This is a genomic window from Streptomyces sp. NPDC001889 (assembly GCF_053594535.1).
This window is the reverse complement of record NZ_JBSFER010000001.1, coordinates 70,975-85,202: the sequence shown is the minus strand read 5'-3', so window position 1 is coordinate 85,202 and position 14,228 is coordinate 70,975. Positions and strand designations below refer to the sequence as shown.

The window sequence follows — 14,228 nt, the reverse complement described above, 5'->3', positions numbered from 1 at the left end:
GAACAGCGCGAGGGGTGGTGCCGTGTCGGCGCAGCACCACCCCGAGCATGATCATCTACGACGGGCAGCCATCACACCACGCCCGGCCGCCGGGCCGCTCGGGGCGGTCCTGCCCCACGTGACGCCCGTTTCCTCCTTTTCGGTTCCGTTCTGTCCGGCGCGTCACCCGGCGACTCGGGACGGCTCCGTCTCCGCCCGGGCCCCGCGCCGGCGGCTCACCCCACCGCCCGCGCCCGCTCCACCACCGCCCCCAGCGCCAGGGTGTGCGGCAGCGTCCCGAAGGCCGTGCCCCAGTCCCCGCCCAGCCGCGAACCGCAGAACGCGTCCGCCACCTCCGGCGGCGCCCAGCGCACCAGCAGCGACCCCTGGAGCACCAGCGCCATCCGTTCCACCAGCCGGCGCGCCCGCGCCTCCAGTCCGCTGAGATCGGCCAGCTCGGTCAGCAGCTCCCTGATCGCCCCGTCCAGCCGGTGATCCGCCCCGCGCGCCGCCCCGACCTCGGTCAGAAACGCGTTCAGCGCCCGCGGCTCGCGCTGGAGGGCCCGCAGCACGTCCAGCGCCTGCACATTGCCCGATCCCTCCCAGATCGAATTGAGCGGCGCCTCCCGCAGCAGCCGGGGCATCCCCGACTCCTCCACGTAGCCGTTGCCGCCCAGGCATTCGAGCGCCTCGCCCACCAGCGGCGTACACCGCTTGGTCACCCAGTACTTCGCGGCCGGCACCGCGAGACGCAGAAACGCCCGCTCGTCCTCCGTGTCCGCGTCGTACGCGGCGGCCAGCCGCAGCCCCAGCACGGTCGCCGCCTCCGACTCCAGCGCCAGATCGGCCAGCACATTGCGCATCAGCGGCTTGTCGAGGAGCGGCCCGCCGAACGCCTCCCGGTGGGCGCTGTGGTGGACGGCCTGCGCCACCGCCTGCCGCATCAGCGCGGCGGACCCGATCACACAGTCCAGCCGGGTCGCCGCCACCATGTCGATGATGGTGCGCACCCCGCGGCCCTCCTCCCCGACCCGGCGCGCCCAGGTGCCGTCGAACTCGACCTCGGCCGAGGCGTTGGAGCGGTTGCCCAGCTTGTCCTTGAGCCGCTGGATGCGGAAGACGTTCCGGGTTCCGTCCTCCAGCACCCGGGGCACCAGGAAGCAGGTCAGCCCGCCGGGCGCGCGGGCGAGCACCAGGAAGCCGTCCGACATGGGTGCCGAGCAGAACCACTTGTGGCCGGTCAGCACGTACTCCCCGGCGGCGTCCAGTGGCCGGGCGCCGGTGGTGTTCGTCCGGACGTCGCTGCCGCCCTGCTTCTCCGTCATCCCCATCCCGAGCAGATTCCCCGGCTTCGACGCGGGCTCCAGCAGCTCGCCCCCGTAGCCGTGGGAGGTCAGCCGGGGCTCCCAGGCCGCCGCCAGCCCCGGGTCGGTGCGCAGCGCGGGCACGGCGGCGTGGGTCATCGACAGCGGGCAGCCGTGCCCGGCCTCCGCCTGGGTCCACACCAGGAAGCCGGCGGCGCGCCGGACGTGCCCGGACGGCCGGCCCCAGGCGTCGGTCAGCCCCGCCCCCACGGCGTGGCCGAGCAGCCGGTGCCAGGACGGGTGGAAGTCCACCTCGTCGATCCGGACGCCGTACCGGTCGTGGGTGCGCAGCCGCGGCGGGTTCTCATTGGCCTCGGCGCCCCAGCGCTGTGCCTCGGCCGAACCGGCGGCACGGCCCAGCTCCGCCAGCTCGCCGTGCACCACCTTCGTCAGCTCCGGCGGAACATGCCGCTCCACGGCTTCGGTCAGGACCCGGTCCGCGGTGTAGACGTCGTACCCGACCAGCGGCGGAGCCTGGTTGGTCACTGTGTGGGTGCTAGCTGCCATGCCGATACGGTAAGGAGGTGCAGGCAGCAAATGAAACACCCGAGCGGCCATCGGGCCGTCTCCACCGGGCCCGAGTGCTCTACCGCAACGTCTCCAAACGGAAGATGGCGTGGCTGCTGCTGAAGGACACGGTCAATTCATGCATCGAATACCGCATTCTGGGCCTGGCGGCCGAGGCGGCGTTCTTCACGCTGCTCTCGCTGCCGCCGCTGATGCTGGGACTTCTCGGCCTGCTCGGCTACATGGACGACTGGACCAACACCACCACGGTCGCCTCGATCGAGGTGAACATCCTCAACGCGGTCGGCACCGTCCTGTCCGACCGGGGCGTCAACGACATCGCCCGGCCGCTGCTGGCGGATGTCACCCACGGCGGCCAGCCCGACATCATCTCCATCGGCTTCGCCATCGCGCTCTGGTCGGGGTCGCGGGCGGTGAATGTCTTCATCGACACGATCACCGTGATGTACGGGCTGGACGGCCGGCGCGGCATCGTCGCCACCCGGCTGCTGGCGTTTCTGCTCTACCTCATGGCCCTGCTGATCGGCGCGGTGGTGCTGCCGCTCGCGGTGGTGGGCCCCGACCGGGTGGTGGAGCTGATCCCCTGGGGCACCGAGGTCGTCACCGTCCTGTACTGGCCGCTGGTCAGTCTGCTCTCGATCGTCTTCCTGACCACGCTGTACCACGTCTCGGTGCCGGTGCGCTCGCCCTGGATCGAGGATGTGCCCGGGGCGCTGGTGGCCCTCGGGATGTGGGTGCTCGGCAGCTTCCTGCTGCGGATCTACCTCACGAGCCAGGTCGAGGGCCCCACCATCTACGGGTCGCTGGCGGCGCCGATCGCGGTCCTGCTGTGGATAGGGATCTCCGCCTTCGCGGTGCTCGTCGGGGCGGCGGTCAACGCGGCGATCGACCATGTCTGGCCCTCGGTGGCCACGGCGGCGGCCCGCGCGGACAACGAGCGCGCCCGCGCGGCCCAGGCCGCGCAGGTGCTGGCCAGGGCGCGAGCGGCACACATCTTCGAGGAGTTCGACGATGACGACGACGATGACGACGACTTCTACGACGGGGACGGCGGCACCGGCGACATGCCGTCCGAGTTCCCCGAGCGCTGGTCCCGCTTCCTCCCGCTCGACGATGTGAGGTCCCGCCTCCACACCGGCCGCGAACAGCCCCGCGCACGCCAGGAGAAACCGGGGCCGGGGGAGTGAACGGGCCGGGTGAGCCGCTCGGCTCGGGCCCCGGTCCCGCGCGCCGGGCGGCCGGCCCCGGGGGCGAGGAGGGGCTGCTCGGCGGGGCGCTCGGGCTGATCGGGGAGCTCGACCGGCGGCCGGGCGGCGGGAGCGGTTAGCCTCGGGCGCATGTACAGCGAACGGCCCGCGCGGCTCACGGGTGCCGTTGTCTGGCAGCAGCCGCACAGCGGGCCGCATCCCGTCCTCCCCGACGGGTGCATGGATCTGGTGTGGACCCCCGGGCGGCTACTGGTCGCCGGGCCCGACACACGCGCCCACACCGGCGGGGAGGGCGCCCGGTACGCGGGGGTGCGCTTCGCCCCCGGGACCGCGCCCGCGCTCCTCGGCGTCCCCGCGCACGAGGTGCGCGATCAGCGGGTGGAGCTGGCCGACCTCTGGGGCGCGGCCGTGGCCCGCCGGCTCGCCGAGCGGATCGACGCGGCGGCCGACCCCGCCGCCGCGCTGGAGGAGCTGGTGCTCCGGACGGCCGCCGGCGCGCCGGACCCGCCGGACCCCGTACTGGAACGGATTGTCCGGCATCTGGACAGCGGGCAGACGGTCTCCGCCGCCGCCCGCGCCGTCGGCCTCGGCGCCCGGCAACTGCACCGCCGCTCGCTCCACGCCTTCGGCTACGGACCCAAGACCCTCGCCCGGGTGCTGCGGCTCCAGCGGGCCCTGGCCCTGGTGCGCCGGGGGGTGCCGTTCACGGCGGCAGCGCTCGCCGCGGGCTGCGCCGACCAGGCACACCTCGCCCGGGAGATGCGCGAGCTGGCCGGGACGACCCTCACCGCCTACACCGCGTCCCGCCGCCCCTGAGGAGACGGCCTAGTCCTCTTCCGTGCCCGCGTCCGCGAACAGCGAGACACCGCAGCCGTCGGGGTCCAGCACCACCGCGTAGCGCTGCCCCCACACCGCGTCCCACGGTTCGAGATGGCTCCGGTACCCCGCGGCGACCAGCTCCGCGTGGACGGAGTCCACCTCGGCGGCGGTGTCGCAGCGGAAGGCGAGCCCCAGCCGCTCGCCCCCGGTGGGCCGGGTCCACCCGGGGTCGAAGGAGCGGATGGTCTCCTCGGTGTCCCAGAGCACCCGCACCCCACTGGGGAGCGTGGCCTCGGCGTGCGGGGCGGAGTCGGCGCCGGAGGGGACGTCCAGGCCGAGCCGGCGGTAGAAGGCGAGAGACGCGGCCATGTCGGAGGCGACGATGCCGATCGAGTCGAAGCGCGGAGTCATGCCCCCACCGTAGGCGGGCCCCGCGCCGCCGGTCTTGAAGGAATCGGACACCGGCGGGGGCTCCGCCGGTGTCCGTACGGTGGTCAGCGCGCCGTGGCCGCCGTCCGGCGGGCCCCGGAGCGCGCCCCGGGGGTGAGCAGCCGTTCGGCCAGATGGCCGAAGACCAGACCGAACACCGCCCACAGCGTCACCTGGATCGCCAGTGTCGCCAGCCGGAACTCCCAGACCACTGCGGCCGGGAAGTCCTTGGGTACCTCGTTGTACGAGGGCAGGAACGCGAACGCCAGTCCGGTGGCGGCCACGAACCCCGCCACCGCCGCCACCGTCGCGTTCCAGTTGCCCAGCCGGGGCGCGAGACGCCTCCCGGTGATCAGCGCCGCGAGCCCCAGCAGCACACTGACCACCACCATCAGGAAGTACACCGCCGTCCGCTCCCCGATGGTGCCCGGGTCGCCCACCGCCGGCGGGTTCGGCGGGTACTTCAGGAACGGCACCACATACAGCGTCAGCAGCCCGCCGAGGGCGACGAACGCGGCGGTGGCCCGGGGGCCGAAGCTCCCGGCGCGGCCGATGGCGGCGCAGTGGGCGAGCGCGGCGATACCGCCGACCGCGACCCCGAAGACCAGCACACCGGTCGCGAGACCGGCCGTGGACTGCACGGCCCGGCTGACGAGTTCCTCGCCGCCGTGCCCATGGCTGTGGCTCTCCTCGAACGCGATCGCCGCGTCCACCGGCCCCTCACCGAGGAAGTACGCCACCACCAGGGCCACCGCCCCCGCGATCAGGCCCGCGAGCATGCCCCGTACCAGCAGGGCCCGTACGGATATGGAGTTCATCGCAGGCCGCCCTCAGTGGCAGGGGAAGCCGAGCAGATGGCGTCCGTCGTGGACCCATTCATGGACACCCTCGCCGGAGACGAGGGCGGTGGCGCCCTGCTCGGCGCCGACGAAGTAGAGGAGGATCAGCATGAGGATGCCGACGAAGGCCGCCCAGGGGGCGAGTTCCTTCCAGGAGACGGGGGTGACCGCCGGTGTGGCGGTGGGGGCGGGCACAGCGGATTGAGCCATGGCAGAACCTCCTGAGGGAGCACGCGTCCCGGTCGTGGTGCCTGGTGCCGCAGACGAGGGCGCGGGGTCTGACTTCCCGCGTCGGTGCGGGTACACAGTGGCGCGACCGTGCCGGATTCCCACCGGACTTCCATCACACTCTCGTCATGTCCACGCGACCGTACCGCTTGCGGGCGGGCACCGCTACGGCGCGGGGTGGCCGGAAATGACGGTACGGATGATGATGGTCGCGCCGGTGGCGACGGAGGCCCTCCGCGAGGCCCGCTTCGAGGCGGGCGAACCGCCGGACGAGGCCGGTCTGGTGAGCGCGCGGGCGGCGGCCGGAGGGCTGCCGAGGGCGGACCGGGCGGTGTCCGGGCCGTCGCCGCGCTGCCGGCTGACGGCCCGGGCGCTCGGGCTCGCCGCCCGGGAGGCGCCGGAGCTGGGCGAGTGGGACATGGGCCACTGGCGCGGCCGGAGCCTCGCGGAGGTGAGCCGGGACGAGCCGGACGCGGTGGGGCACTGGCTCACCGACCCGTCGGCCGCGCCCCACGGAGGGGAGGCGCTGACCGCGCTGTGCGCCCGGGTCGGGGGCTGGCTGGACGCGCTGCCCCCGGATACCGGCCGGCTCGTCGCGGTGGTGGACCCGGCGGTGGCGCGCGCCGCGCTGGTCCACGCGCTCGGCCTGCCGCTGCCCGTCTTCTGGCGGCTGGACATCGCGCCGCTGACGCTCACCGAACTCAGCTCCCGGGCCGGGCGCTGGAATCTGCGCTGCGGCACCCGGCTCCTCAGAGAGCCGTGAGGGGTTCGGCGCCGTGGGCGCGGTGGAGCACCTCCAGGAAGTCCGGCGCGGCGGGCAGTGCCGCCGAGCCGATCCGGCGCACCGCCACGCCCGGGGTCCAGGAGTTCATCACCACCGCCCCCGACAGCCCCGGCAGATCGGCGGGGGTGACGTCCCGCACCTGCTGGGGGACGCCGAGGTGGGCCAGTTGCCGCCGGAGGATGCCCATGGTGGTCCCGGTCAGGATCTCGGCGCGGGGCCACACCACGGCGGTGCCGTCCCAGAAGGCGAGGTTCCAGATGGTGGCCTCGCTGAGCCGGCCGCGGCGGTCGACGAAGGCGGCGTCGTCGAAGCCCTCCGCGGCGGCCTGCCGCAGGAGATGGGTCTTGGCGACCTCGCCGACGTGCTTCACCGCCGGGAGGAAGCGCTCGTGCTCGACGGTGGTGAGGGTGAGCGGGCCGGCCGGGCCCGAGGAGGGGGGTGCGGTACGGACCAGTACCCCGGGTTCCACCTCGGGCCCGGCGACCGTGAACTCGCCTGCCGGGGAGAACACCGTGGCGGTCAGCGAGAGATCGCCGGGTCCGGCCGCGGCCACCGCGGCCCGGAGACGGGAGCGCACCCGCTCCTCGGGGAGCGCCCGCCCGAACAGCACGACGGAGGCGGCGCGCAGCCGCTCCAGATGCAGATCGAGCCCGCGGACGCCGCCGTCGCGGACCTGCATGGCGGTGAAGTGGGCGTGGCCGGCGAAGGCGAGGGGGGAGAGGGCGGGGGTGGTGGTGGGGTGGCCGTTGAGGTGGACGACAGAAGGGGGCATGGGGGTCACTCCCGTGGTGAGCGGGCGGTTGCCCGTGCCCCGACGCTAAACCCTCACACCGATGTGAGAGTCAAACCCCCACCACCCACCCGTGATACCGGCCCCCGCGCCACGGTAGCCCGAGCAAACCCAGCCCGTCTGGGGGCACCTCCCGGAGGCAGCTCCGGGGGAGTTTGAGGACGGACCCTGTGCGACAGGGTGCCCGCACCCCGCGGGCCACGGTCGGGGGCCGGCCCCCGAACCCCCGCTCCTCAATCGCCGGAGGGGCTGGGGTGTGCTGCCTCAGCCGCCGGAGGGGCTGAGAGATCCAGCCCGTCCGGCGTTTGAGGACGGACCCTGGTCCACAGGTGCCCGCACTGTGCGGGCCACGGTCGGGGGCCGGCCCCCGGACCCCCGCGCCTCAATCGCCGGCGGGGCTGGGTGGTGCTGCTCAGTCACCGGCGGGGCTGGGTGGTGCTGCTCAGTCACCGGTGGGGCTGGGGGTGCGGCTCAGCCGCCGGAGGGGCTGGGTGGTGCTGCTCAGTCACCGGTGGGGCTGGGTGGTGCTCCTCAATCGCCGGAGGGGTTGGGGTGTGCGGCTCAAACGCCAGTGGGGCTGAGGGGGGTGCCTCAGACGGCGGAAGCGTTGGGGGGTGCGGCGTGGCCGTGGGCCAGGAGGGGGAGGGGTGGGGGGTAGGCCAGGGGGTCGAGGGGGACGTCCTCCTCGCACACAGGGGAGGCGCACTCGCAGGCGAAACGGGCCACCAGGCCCGCCCGGGGCGCCCACGCCCGCCCCAGGAACCCCCGGTACTGCTCCGCCACCACCCCGTTCGCGTACCGCAACAACCCCCGCCGCCCCTCCGCCGTCCGCACCCCCGACAACTCCCCCGCGAAGAACCCCTCCACCTCCGCCAGGGTCTCGGCCACCCCCCGCTCCCCGTCCACCCGCAGCACCGCGCCCCCGTACTCCTCCACCTCCGCCTCGATCACCCGCACCAGATGCCGGTAGAGCGCCAGCGGGCCCGGCTCCAGGCCGCGTTCCGCGAGGCGGCGGCGCTGGACCTCAGGGGTGGGCAGCAGCCACAGGGCGCGGGGTCCGGCGAACCGGGGGGTCACGGGGGTGCCCTCCACCACCGTCGGCGGCGACGGCGGCAGCGCCCGCACATCCTCCGCGATCATCGCGCCGCGCTCGTGGTGCAGCGACATCGCGAGCAACTCCTCCTCCGGCGCCGACCACCGCTCCTCCCGGGGAAGCGCCTCCCAGCGGATCGCCGCCCGGTGCCCCGCCGCGATGGCCCGGTCCCGGTGCTTCCAGGTGTGCGCGTCGGCGCCGTACCAGCGCAGACCGTGCCGCCGGGCCAGCAGCCTGGCCACCGTCGTCTTCCCCGCGCCGGGCGGCCCCCCGATCCACAGGCTCACTCCTCGTGCCCCGGGATCGGCTGCTCCGTCCAGATCACCTTCCCGTCCGGGGTGTAGCGCGTCCCCCACCGGTCCGCGAACTGCGCCACCAGGAACAGCCCCCGCCCGCCCTCGTCGGTGCTCGCCGCCTGCCGCAGATGCGGCGAGGTGCTGCTGTGGTCCGACACCTCGCAGATCAGCGTCCGGTCGCGGATCAGCCGCACCCGGATCGGCCCGATCGCGTAGCGGATCGCGTTGGTGACCAGCTCGCTGAGGATCAGCTCGGTCGTGAACGCCTCTTCTCCCAGATCCCATTCACCGAGCTTATGGGTGACCGCGTTCCGCACCTCGCCCACCGCCGACGGGTCCGACGCCACCTCCCACTCCGCCACCTCCGCCGTGCCCAGCACCCGGGTACGGCCCACCAGCAGCGCGATGTCGTCGCGCGGACGCTCGGGCAGCAGCGCGGCGAGCACGGCCTCGCAGGTCTCGTCGGGGGTGCGCTCCGGATGCCCCGCCACGGTCTCCCGCAGCAGCGCGAGCCCCTCGTCTATGTCGCGCTCCCGGTCCTCCACCAGACCGTCGGTGTACAGCACCAGACTGCTGTTCTCCGGCAGCTCCAGCTCCAGCGTCTCGAACGGCAGCCCGCCGAGGCCCAGCGGCGGCCCGCCGGGCACATCGGCGAAGACGGCCGTGCCGTCCGGGCGCAGCACCAGCGGCTGGTGGTGCCCCGCCCGGGCGACCGTGCAGCGCCCGGACGCCGGGTCGTAAATGGCGTACAGACAGGTCGCCCCCGTGACCTGGGACTCCCCGCCCGCCGTCTCCTCCGCGTCGATCCGGGCCACCAGCTCGTCGAGGTGCCACAGCAGTTCGTCGGGCGGCAGATCGAGGGTGGAGAAGTTGTGCACCGCCGTGCGGAGCCGGCCCATGGTGGCTGCGGCGTGCAGCCCGTGCCCCACCACATCGCCCACGACCAGCGCCACCCGCGCGCCCGGCAGCGGAATGATGTCGAACCAGTCGCCGCCCACCCCGCCGGCCCCGCCGAGCCCCGCCTGCGCGGGCCGGTAGCGGTAGGCGACATCCAGGGCGGTCTGCTCCGGCACCCCGCGCGGCAGCAGACTCCGCTGAAGCGTCACCGCCATGGTGTGCTCACGGTCGTAGCGGCGGGCGTTGTCCACGCTCACCGCCGCGCGGGCCACCAGCTCCTCGGCGAGGGACCTGTCCTCCTCCTCGAACGCCTCGGACGTCTCGGAGCGCCAGAAGATGGCCACCCCCAGGATCGCCCCGCGCGCCCGCAGCGGTACCGCGATCATCGAGTGGAAACCCGCCTCCACCAGCTTCTCCGCCCGCCCCTGCGCCTGCTGCTCCCACCCGGAGAACGCGCCCAGGTCCTGTTCGAGGATCGCCTCGCCCTGGTTGAGCCCCGCGCCCATCCGGGTGCTGCGGAGATAGCGGATCGTGGTGCCGAGACGGAAGTGGGCGGTCGCGTCGCCGGTCCCGGCGGCGGCGATCCGCCGCATGTCCGCGCCCGCGCCCGTCGCCGTCGGCTCCTCGCCGCGCAGCACCGACTCCACCAGGTCGACCGTGGCGTAGTCGCAGAACCGGCCGACGGCGAACTCCACCACCTCCTCGCAGGTGCGCACCACGTCCAGGGTGGTGCCGATCTCCGTACCGGCGTCGTACAGCAGCTTCAGCCGCCCCTGCGCGACTTCCGCCCGTCCGCTGACGGCCTGGAGTTCGGTGGTGTCCCGGAAGGTCGCCACACTGCCGAGCCTGCTGCCGTCCCGGCTGGTGGGGCGCTGGTTCACGGCCAGCAGCCGGTCGCCCACCTGGTGCACCTCGTCGGTGGCGGGATGGCCCGACGCCAGCAGCCGGGCGGTCGCCGGGTCGAGCCCCAGATCGCCGACGAGCCTGCCCTCCACCCTGGCCGGGAGCTTCAGCAGCCGGCGCGCCTCGTCGTTGGCGAGCAGCAGCCGCCCGTCGCCGCCGACGATCAGCACCCCCTCCCGGACGGCGTGCAGCACCGCGTCGTGGTGCTCGTACATCCGGGTCATCTCCTCCGGACCGAGCCCATGGGTCTGCCGCCGCAGCCGCCGGGTGACCAGCGCCGTACCGCCGGTGGTGACCAGCAGCACCACGGCCGCGGCGCCGAACAGCAGCGGGAACTGGTCCTCGACGGCCCCGCTGACCCGCTCCAGGGTCACCCCGGACGAGACCACCCCGATCACCGTGCCACCGCGGTCGAAGACCGGGACGACGGCCTGGACGAGCGGTCCGAGCCCGCTGGGCACCCGCTGGGTGGCCTCCTGTCCGGCGAGCGCCGGCCCGATGTCACCGACGAACTTCTCCCCGATCTCGTTCGGCAGCGGGCTGGTGTAGCGGATGCCGTCGGTGTTCATCACCACGATGAAGTCGACATGGGAGTCCTTGCGGGCGTCCTCGGCGCTCGGCTGGAGGATCGCCGTGGGGTCGCGGCTCTTGAGCGCCGCGTCCATCCCGGGGGAGTCGGCGAAGGTCCGGGCCACCGCGACCGACCGGTTGACGGCCTCCCGCTCGGTGTCCGCGTGCGACTGGAGGACGAGCGCGACGATGCTCGCGCCGACGAGCAACAGCACGATCGCCACTTGGAGGAGAAAGACCTGCCCGGCAACAGTCCGCATCCGCAGAACCGAGCGTGGGCGACCGTAACGTTCGGCCATGTCTTCTTTGTACACCTCCCGCACACGGTGGGCTATCCGCGCACGGTAGAACGCGGAGGTCACACGCGCGATGTCTTTGCGCAAATCTCCGTACGCGTGCGACCTCCGGAAGGCGCGTCCGCCGGGCCGTCCGGGGGCCGCTCAGTCCTGGTGCTGCCCCGACACGCCCAGCCGCAGCACCTGCGCCAGCGCCTCGGCCACCGCCTTCTCCGGGTCGAGCGCGCCACCCGCGGAGCGCCAGGCCACGAAGCCGTCCGGACGCACCAGCAGCGCGCCCTCGGCCGTCGTGCCGTGCGTCCCGGTCCAGTCGCAGCCCTCCTCCGGCACCAGCTCCGCCAGCGGCCCGTCCCCGATGGCGTACACGTCCAGCGGTACCGAGAGCCGCGCCGCGGCCTTGTGCGCGGCGTCGTGCCACACCGCGCCCTCCCCGCAGAGCAGAACGAGTGAGCGCTCGTACAGATCGAGGGTCGACATCCGTTCGCCCTGCCGGCGCACCCACAGATGCGGCGCGCGGGTGCCGGGCTCGCCCGTCAGCGACATCCGCTCCGGTACGACCGGACGCGCCGGGTCGACACCGACGACCGCGCCCCGGGGATAGCCGTACCCCAGGGCCACCGTCAGCACCCCGCCCTGCCGCCCGCCGGGCACCGCCGGGGCCTCGTAACCGGGGTGGCTGTGCTCCGCCGAACGGGCGGACGCCCGCTCACCCGTCGCCTTCGCCACCGGCTGCCGCTCCTCGCCGTAGCTGTCCAGCAGCGCCGCCCCGGCCCATCCGCGGAGCACCGCCGCCAGTTTCCAGGCCAGGTTGTGGGCGTCCTGGATGCCCGTGTTGGAGCCGAAGGCGCCGGTGGGGGACATCTCGTGGGCCGCGTCACCGGCGAGGAACACCCGTCCGACCGAGTACCGCCGGGCCACCCGTTCGGCGGCGTGCCAGGGCGCCTTGCCGGTGATCTCCACATCCAGCTCCGGAGCGCCCACCGCACGGCGGATGTGGTCCCGGCAGCGGTCGTCGGTGAAGTCCTCCAGCCGCTCGCCCCGCTCCGGGTGCCAGGGCGCGTGGAAGACCCAGCGCTCGGCGTTGTCCACCGGCAGCAGCGCCCCGTCGGCCCCCGGCGCGGTCAGATAGCAGACGATGAAGCGGCGGTCCCCGACGATGGAGACGAGCTGCCGCGAGGTGAACGTCAGGCTCACGTTGTGGAACAGCTCGCCGTTGCCGCTCTGGCCGATGCGCAACTGCTCGCGGACCGGGCTGCGCGGCCCGTCGGCGGCGACCAGATAGTCCGCCCGCACGGTGGTCCGCTCACCCGACGACCGCTCCTCGATCAGCGCCGTCACCCCCGTGGCGTCCTGCTCGAAGGAGAGCAGCTCGGTGCCGAACCGCAGATCGGCGCCCTCCTGCCGGGAACGGGCGGCGAGCACCGGCTCGATGTCGTTCTGGCTGCACAGACACCAGGTGGACGGGCTGATCCGGGCCAGTCCGCCGCCCGGGTCGATCTCCCGGAACAGCCACTCCTGGTCCTCGCCGGTCAGCGATCCGGCCTGGAGGATTCCATGGTTGCCGGCGAGGACGGCGGCGGCCTCGCGGATCTCCCGCTCCACCCCGGCGCGGCGGAACAGCTCCATCGACCGGACGTTGATCCCCCGTCCGCGCGGATGGGTGGAGGTGCCCGCGTGCTTCTCGGCCAGCAGATGTCCGATGCCGTGCCGGCTCAGGAACATCGAGGTGGACAGGCCCACCAGGGACCCGCCCACGATCAGGATCGGCACCCGGACATCTGGGGTCCCGGTGTTCTTGGCTCTCTCAGTGGTCCCATGCATGGAATCTGTGTGCCCGTCGCGACGGGCCTTCCCCCGCCCATTCACTCGCATGGTGCCCATCTCTCGCGCCACAGGTGGTACCGGACCACGATCGGTGCACGGGAGCGCCCCGCGCCAGGGGTGATCACGCGCACCGCGCGGCGGCCGACCACCGCCCCGCGGCGGATACCGGATGACGACTGACGACGGGCCATGTCCGTGGCGGCGGCGCGGTCGCGAAGGAGTGTGAACAGGGATGACCACCTTGTCGGAACGCATATCGCAGTCCGCCTTCGACGGGTCGAGGCTCCGGGTCGTACTGCTGCTGGATCTCTACGACGGGGCCCAGAAGCAGTTCCTGGAGGCGTACGAGCACATGCGCAACCATGTCGCCTCCGTACCCGGCCACATCAGCGACCAGCTCTGCCAGTCCATCGAGAACCCCTCCCAGTGGCTGATCACCAGCGAGTGGGAGAGCGCGCCGCCGTTCCTCGCCTGGGTGAACAGCGAGGAGCACGTGGAGACCGTCCTGCCGCTGCACAGCTGTGTGCGCGACACCAGGTCGCTGCGGTTCAGTGTGCTGCGCGAGACCGGCCAGGCCTTCAGCACCACCCCCGAGCAGCAGCCCAGGGGCGGCCTCCAGCCCTCCCCCCGGGTCGGCGACGGAGTGGTGCGCCACGCCCTGACCTTCACCGTCAAGCCCGGCAGCGAGAAGGCCGTGGCGAAGATCCTCGCCGGCTACACCTCGCCGTCCTCCCGGGTCGACGACCAGACCCGGCTGCGCCGCACCTCCCTCTTCATGCAGGGCAACCGGGTGGTGCGGGCCATCGAGGTCCAGGGCGACCTGATGGCCGCCCTGCGCCATGTCGCCCGGCAGCCCGAGGTACGGGCCGTGGAAGAGGCCATCAACCCCTATCTGGAGCAGGACCGGGACCTGGACGACGCCAACTCCGCCCGGCTCTTCTTCACCCGCGCCGCGCTCCCCGCGGTGCACCATGTCGCCGCCGAGGGGCCGGGACCCAACGATGTGAACCGGCACGCCCTGCTCTACCGGGCGAAGGAGGAGTGCGGCCTCGCGGTCGCCCGGCTGCTCTCCCGGCAGGACGAGGCGGCGGCCGAGGACCCGCACAACCCCATCGTCGGCAGCACGGTCTTCCAGCGCGACGACATCGTGGTCCGGCTCATCGACGTCAACGGCCCCCTCGACGACCACCCGGCGCTCGCGCTCGGTGTCCGGGGCCCCCGCAAGGCCGCCATCCTCGGCCGGCTGCTCATCGACGGGGACGCCATCGCCCGGGGCACCCAGGCCGACATCGCCCGCTCCGTCGCCGGCTCCGACATGCAGCTGATCACCGACCGGCTCGCGGCGCCCGAGTCCTGACCCGCGTACCCCCGCACCGCCAGG

At 73.5% G+C, this 14,228-nt stretch carries 12 protein-coding genes and 1 riboswitch; of the genes, 4 read left to right on the top strand and 8 right to left on the bottom strand.

Going from position 1 to position 14,228, the window contains the following annotated elements:
- Nucleotides 1–215 precede the first annotated feature (215 nt).
- Nucleotides 216–1,850 (bottom strand): acyl-CoA dehydrogenase family protein, encoded by a 1,635-nt coding sequence (locus ACWCRA_RS00315; RefSeq protein ID WP_351545665.1) that lies wholly within the window; start codon nt 1,848–1,850, stop codon nt 216–218.
- Between the two features lie 17 nt (nt 1,851–1,867).
- On the opposite strand from ACWCRA_RS00315, the gene ACWCRA_RS00310 reads away from it, so the two are divergent.
- Both ACWCRA_RS00310 and ACWCRA_RS00305 read left to right on the top strand, forming a co-directional pair.
- Nucleotides 1,868–3,058 (top strand): YihY/virulence factor BrkB family protein, encoded by a 1,191-nt coding sequence (locus ACWCRA_RS00310; protein ID WP_351545662.1) that lies wholly within the window; start codon nt 1,868–1,870, stop codon nt 3,056–3,058.
- 150 nt (nt 3,059–3,208) lie between these two features.
- The gene (locus ACWCRA_RS00305) at nt 3,209–3,895 is read left to right on the top strand and encodes a DUF6597 domain-containing transcriptional factor (RefSeq protein WP_451066410.1); all 687 of its coding nucleotides are present in this window, start codon (nt 3,209–3,211) and stop codon (nt 3,893–3,895) included.
- A gap of 9 nt (nt 3,896–3,904) precedes the next feature.
- Here the strand turns inward: ACWCRA_RS00305 and ACWCRA_RS00300 are convergent, their stop codons facing one another.
- From ACWCRA_RS00300 to ACWCRA_RS00290, 3 genes are all read right to left on the bottom strand, one after another.
- Nucleotides 3,905–4,309 carry a VOC family protein gene (locus ACWCRA_RS00300; protein ID WP_451066409.1) on the bottom strand — a complete coding sequence of 135 codons (405 nt, stop codon included), beginning with the start codon at nt 4,307–4,309 and terminating at the stop codon, nt 3,905–3,907.
- 83 nt (nt 4,310–4,392) lie between these two features.
- Nucleotides 4,393–5,145 (bottom strand): CbtA family protein, encoded by a 753-nt coding sequence (locus tag ACWCRA_RS00295; RefSeq protein WP_351545653.1) that lies wholly within the window; start codon nt 5,143–5,145, stop codon nt 4,393–4,395.
- A 12-nt stretch (nt 5,146–5,157) separates the two neighbouring features.
- The gene (locus tag ACWCRA_RS00290) at nt 5,158–5,376 is read right to left on the bottom strand and encodes a CbtB domain-containing protein (RefSeq protein WP_351545650.1); all 219 of its coding nucleotides are present in this window, start codon (nt 5,374–5,376) and stop codon (nt 5,158–5,160) included.
- A gap of 52 nt (nt 5,377–5,428) precedes the next feature.
- Nucleotides 5,429–5,522, bottom strand: a riboswitch (adenosylcobalamin (AdoCbl) riboswitch).
- 59 nt (nt 5,523–5,581) lie between these two features.
- Here ACWCRA_RS00290 and ACWCRA_RS00285 point away from each other — a divergent pair.
- The gene (locus ACWCRA_RS00285; protein ID WP_451066408.1) at nt 5,582–6,157 is read left to right on the top strand and encodes a histidine phosphatase family protein; all 576 of its coding nucleotides are present in this window, start codon (nt 5,582–5,584) and stop codon (nt 6,155–6,157) included.
- Here ACWCRA_RS00285 and ACWCRA_RS00280 read toward each other — a convergent pair.
- The 4 genes from ACWCRA_RS00280 to ACWCRA_RS00265 all read right to left on the bottom strand — a co-directional run bounded on the left by ACWCRA_RS00280 (nt 6,144) and on the right by ACWCRA_RS00265 (nt 12,844).
- On the bottom strand, nt 6,144–6,950 hold the full coding sequence (locus ACWCRA_RS00280; protein WP_451066407.1) for an aminotransferase class IV family protein: 807 nt from the start codon (nt 6,948–6,950) through the stop codon (nt 6,144–6,146). The genes ACWCRA_RS00285 and ACWCRA_RS00280 overlap by 14 nt on opposite strands.
- 609 nt (nt 6,951–7,559) lie before the next feature.
- A complete protein-coding gene (locus ACWCRA_RS00275; RefSeq protein WP_451066406.1) occupies nt 7,560–8,303 on the bottom strand; it encodes a hypothetical protein in 744 nt (247 codons plus the stop codon).
- Between the two features lie 41 nt (nt 8,304–8,344).
- Nucleotides 8,345–11,026: a SpoIIE family protein phosphatase gene (locus ACWCRA_RS00270; protein ID WP_351545640.1), complete on the bottom strand. Its 2,682-nt coding sequence runs from the start codon at nt 11,024–11,026 to the stop codon at nt 8,345–8,347.
- Between the two features lie 141 nt (nt 11,027–11,167).
- On the bottom strand, nt 11,168–12,844 hold the full coding sequence (locus ACWCRA_RS00265) for an FAD-dependent oxidoreductase (RefSeq protein ID WP_351545638.1): 1,677 nt from the start codon (nt 12,842–12,844) through the stop codon (nt 11,168–11,170).
- 235 nt (nt 12,845–13,079) lie between these two features.
- Here ACWCRA_RS00265 and ACWCRA_RS00260 point away from each other — a divergent pair, with 235 nt between their 5' ends.
- Nucleotides 13,080–14,204 (top strand): SchA/CurD-like domain-containing protein, encoded by a 1,125-nt coding sequence (locus ACWCRA_RS00260; RefSeq protein WP_351545635.1) that lies wholly within the window; start codon nt 13,080–13,082, stop codon nt 14,202–14,204.
- Nucleotides 14,205–14,228 lie beyond the last annotated feature (24 nt).

Excerpts from the sequence above, each read along its gene's own strand:
- ACWCRA_RS00315 (WP_351545665.1), bottom strand. The coding sequence starts at position 1,850 with ATGGCAGCTAGCACCCACACAGTGACCAACCAGGCTCCGCCGCTGGTC.
- ACWCRA_RS00305 (WP_451066410.1), top strand. The coding sequence starts at position 3,209 with ATGTACAGCGAACGGCCCGCGCGGCTCACGGGTGCCGTTGTCTGGCAG.
- ACWCRA_RS00300 (WP_451066409.1), bottom strand. The coding sequence starts at position 4,309 with ATGACTCCGCGCTTCGACTCGATCGGCATCGTCGCCTCCGACATGGCC.
- ACWCRA_RS00295 (WP_351545653.1), bottom strand. The coding sequence starts at position 5,145 with ATGAACTCCATATCCGTACGGGCCCTGCTGGTACGGGGCATGCTCGCG.
- ACWCRA_RS00290 (WP_351545650.1), bottom strand. The coding sequence starts at position 5,376 with ATGGCTCAATCCGCTGTGCCCGCCCCCACCGCCACACCGGCGGTCACC.
- ACWCRA_RS00285 (WP_451066408.1), top strand. The coding sequence starts at position 5,582 with ATGACGGTACGGATGATGATGGTCGCGCCGGTGGCGACGGAGGCCCTC.
- ACWCRA_RS00280 (WP_451066407.1), bottom strand. The coding sequence starts at position 6,950 with ATGCCCCCTTCTGTCGTCCACCTCAACGGCCACCCCACCACCACCCCC.
- ACWCRA_RS00270 (WP_351545640.1), bottom strand. The coding sequence starts at position 11,026 with ATGGCCGAACGTTACGGTCGCCCACGCTCGGTTCTGCGGATGCGGACT.
- ACWCRA_RS00265 (WP_351545638.1), bottom strand. The coding sequence starts at position 12,844 with ATGCATGGGACCACTGAGAGAGCCAAGAACACCGGGACCCCAGATGTC.
- ACWCRA_RS00260 (WP_351545635.1), top strand. The coding sequence starts at position 13,080 with ATGACCACCTTGTCGGAACGCATATCGCAGTCCGCCTTCGACGGGTCG.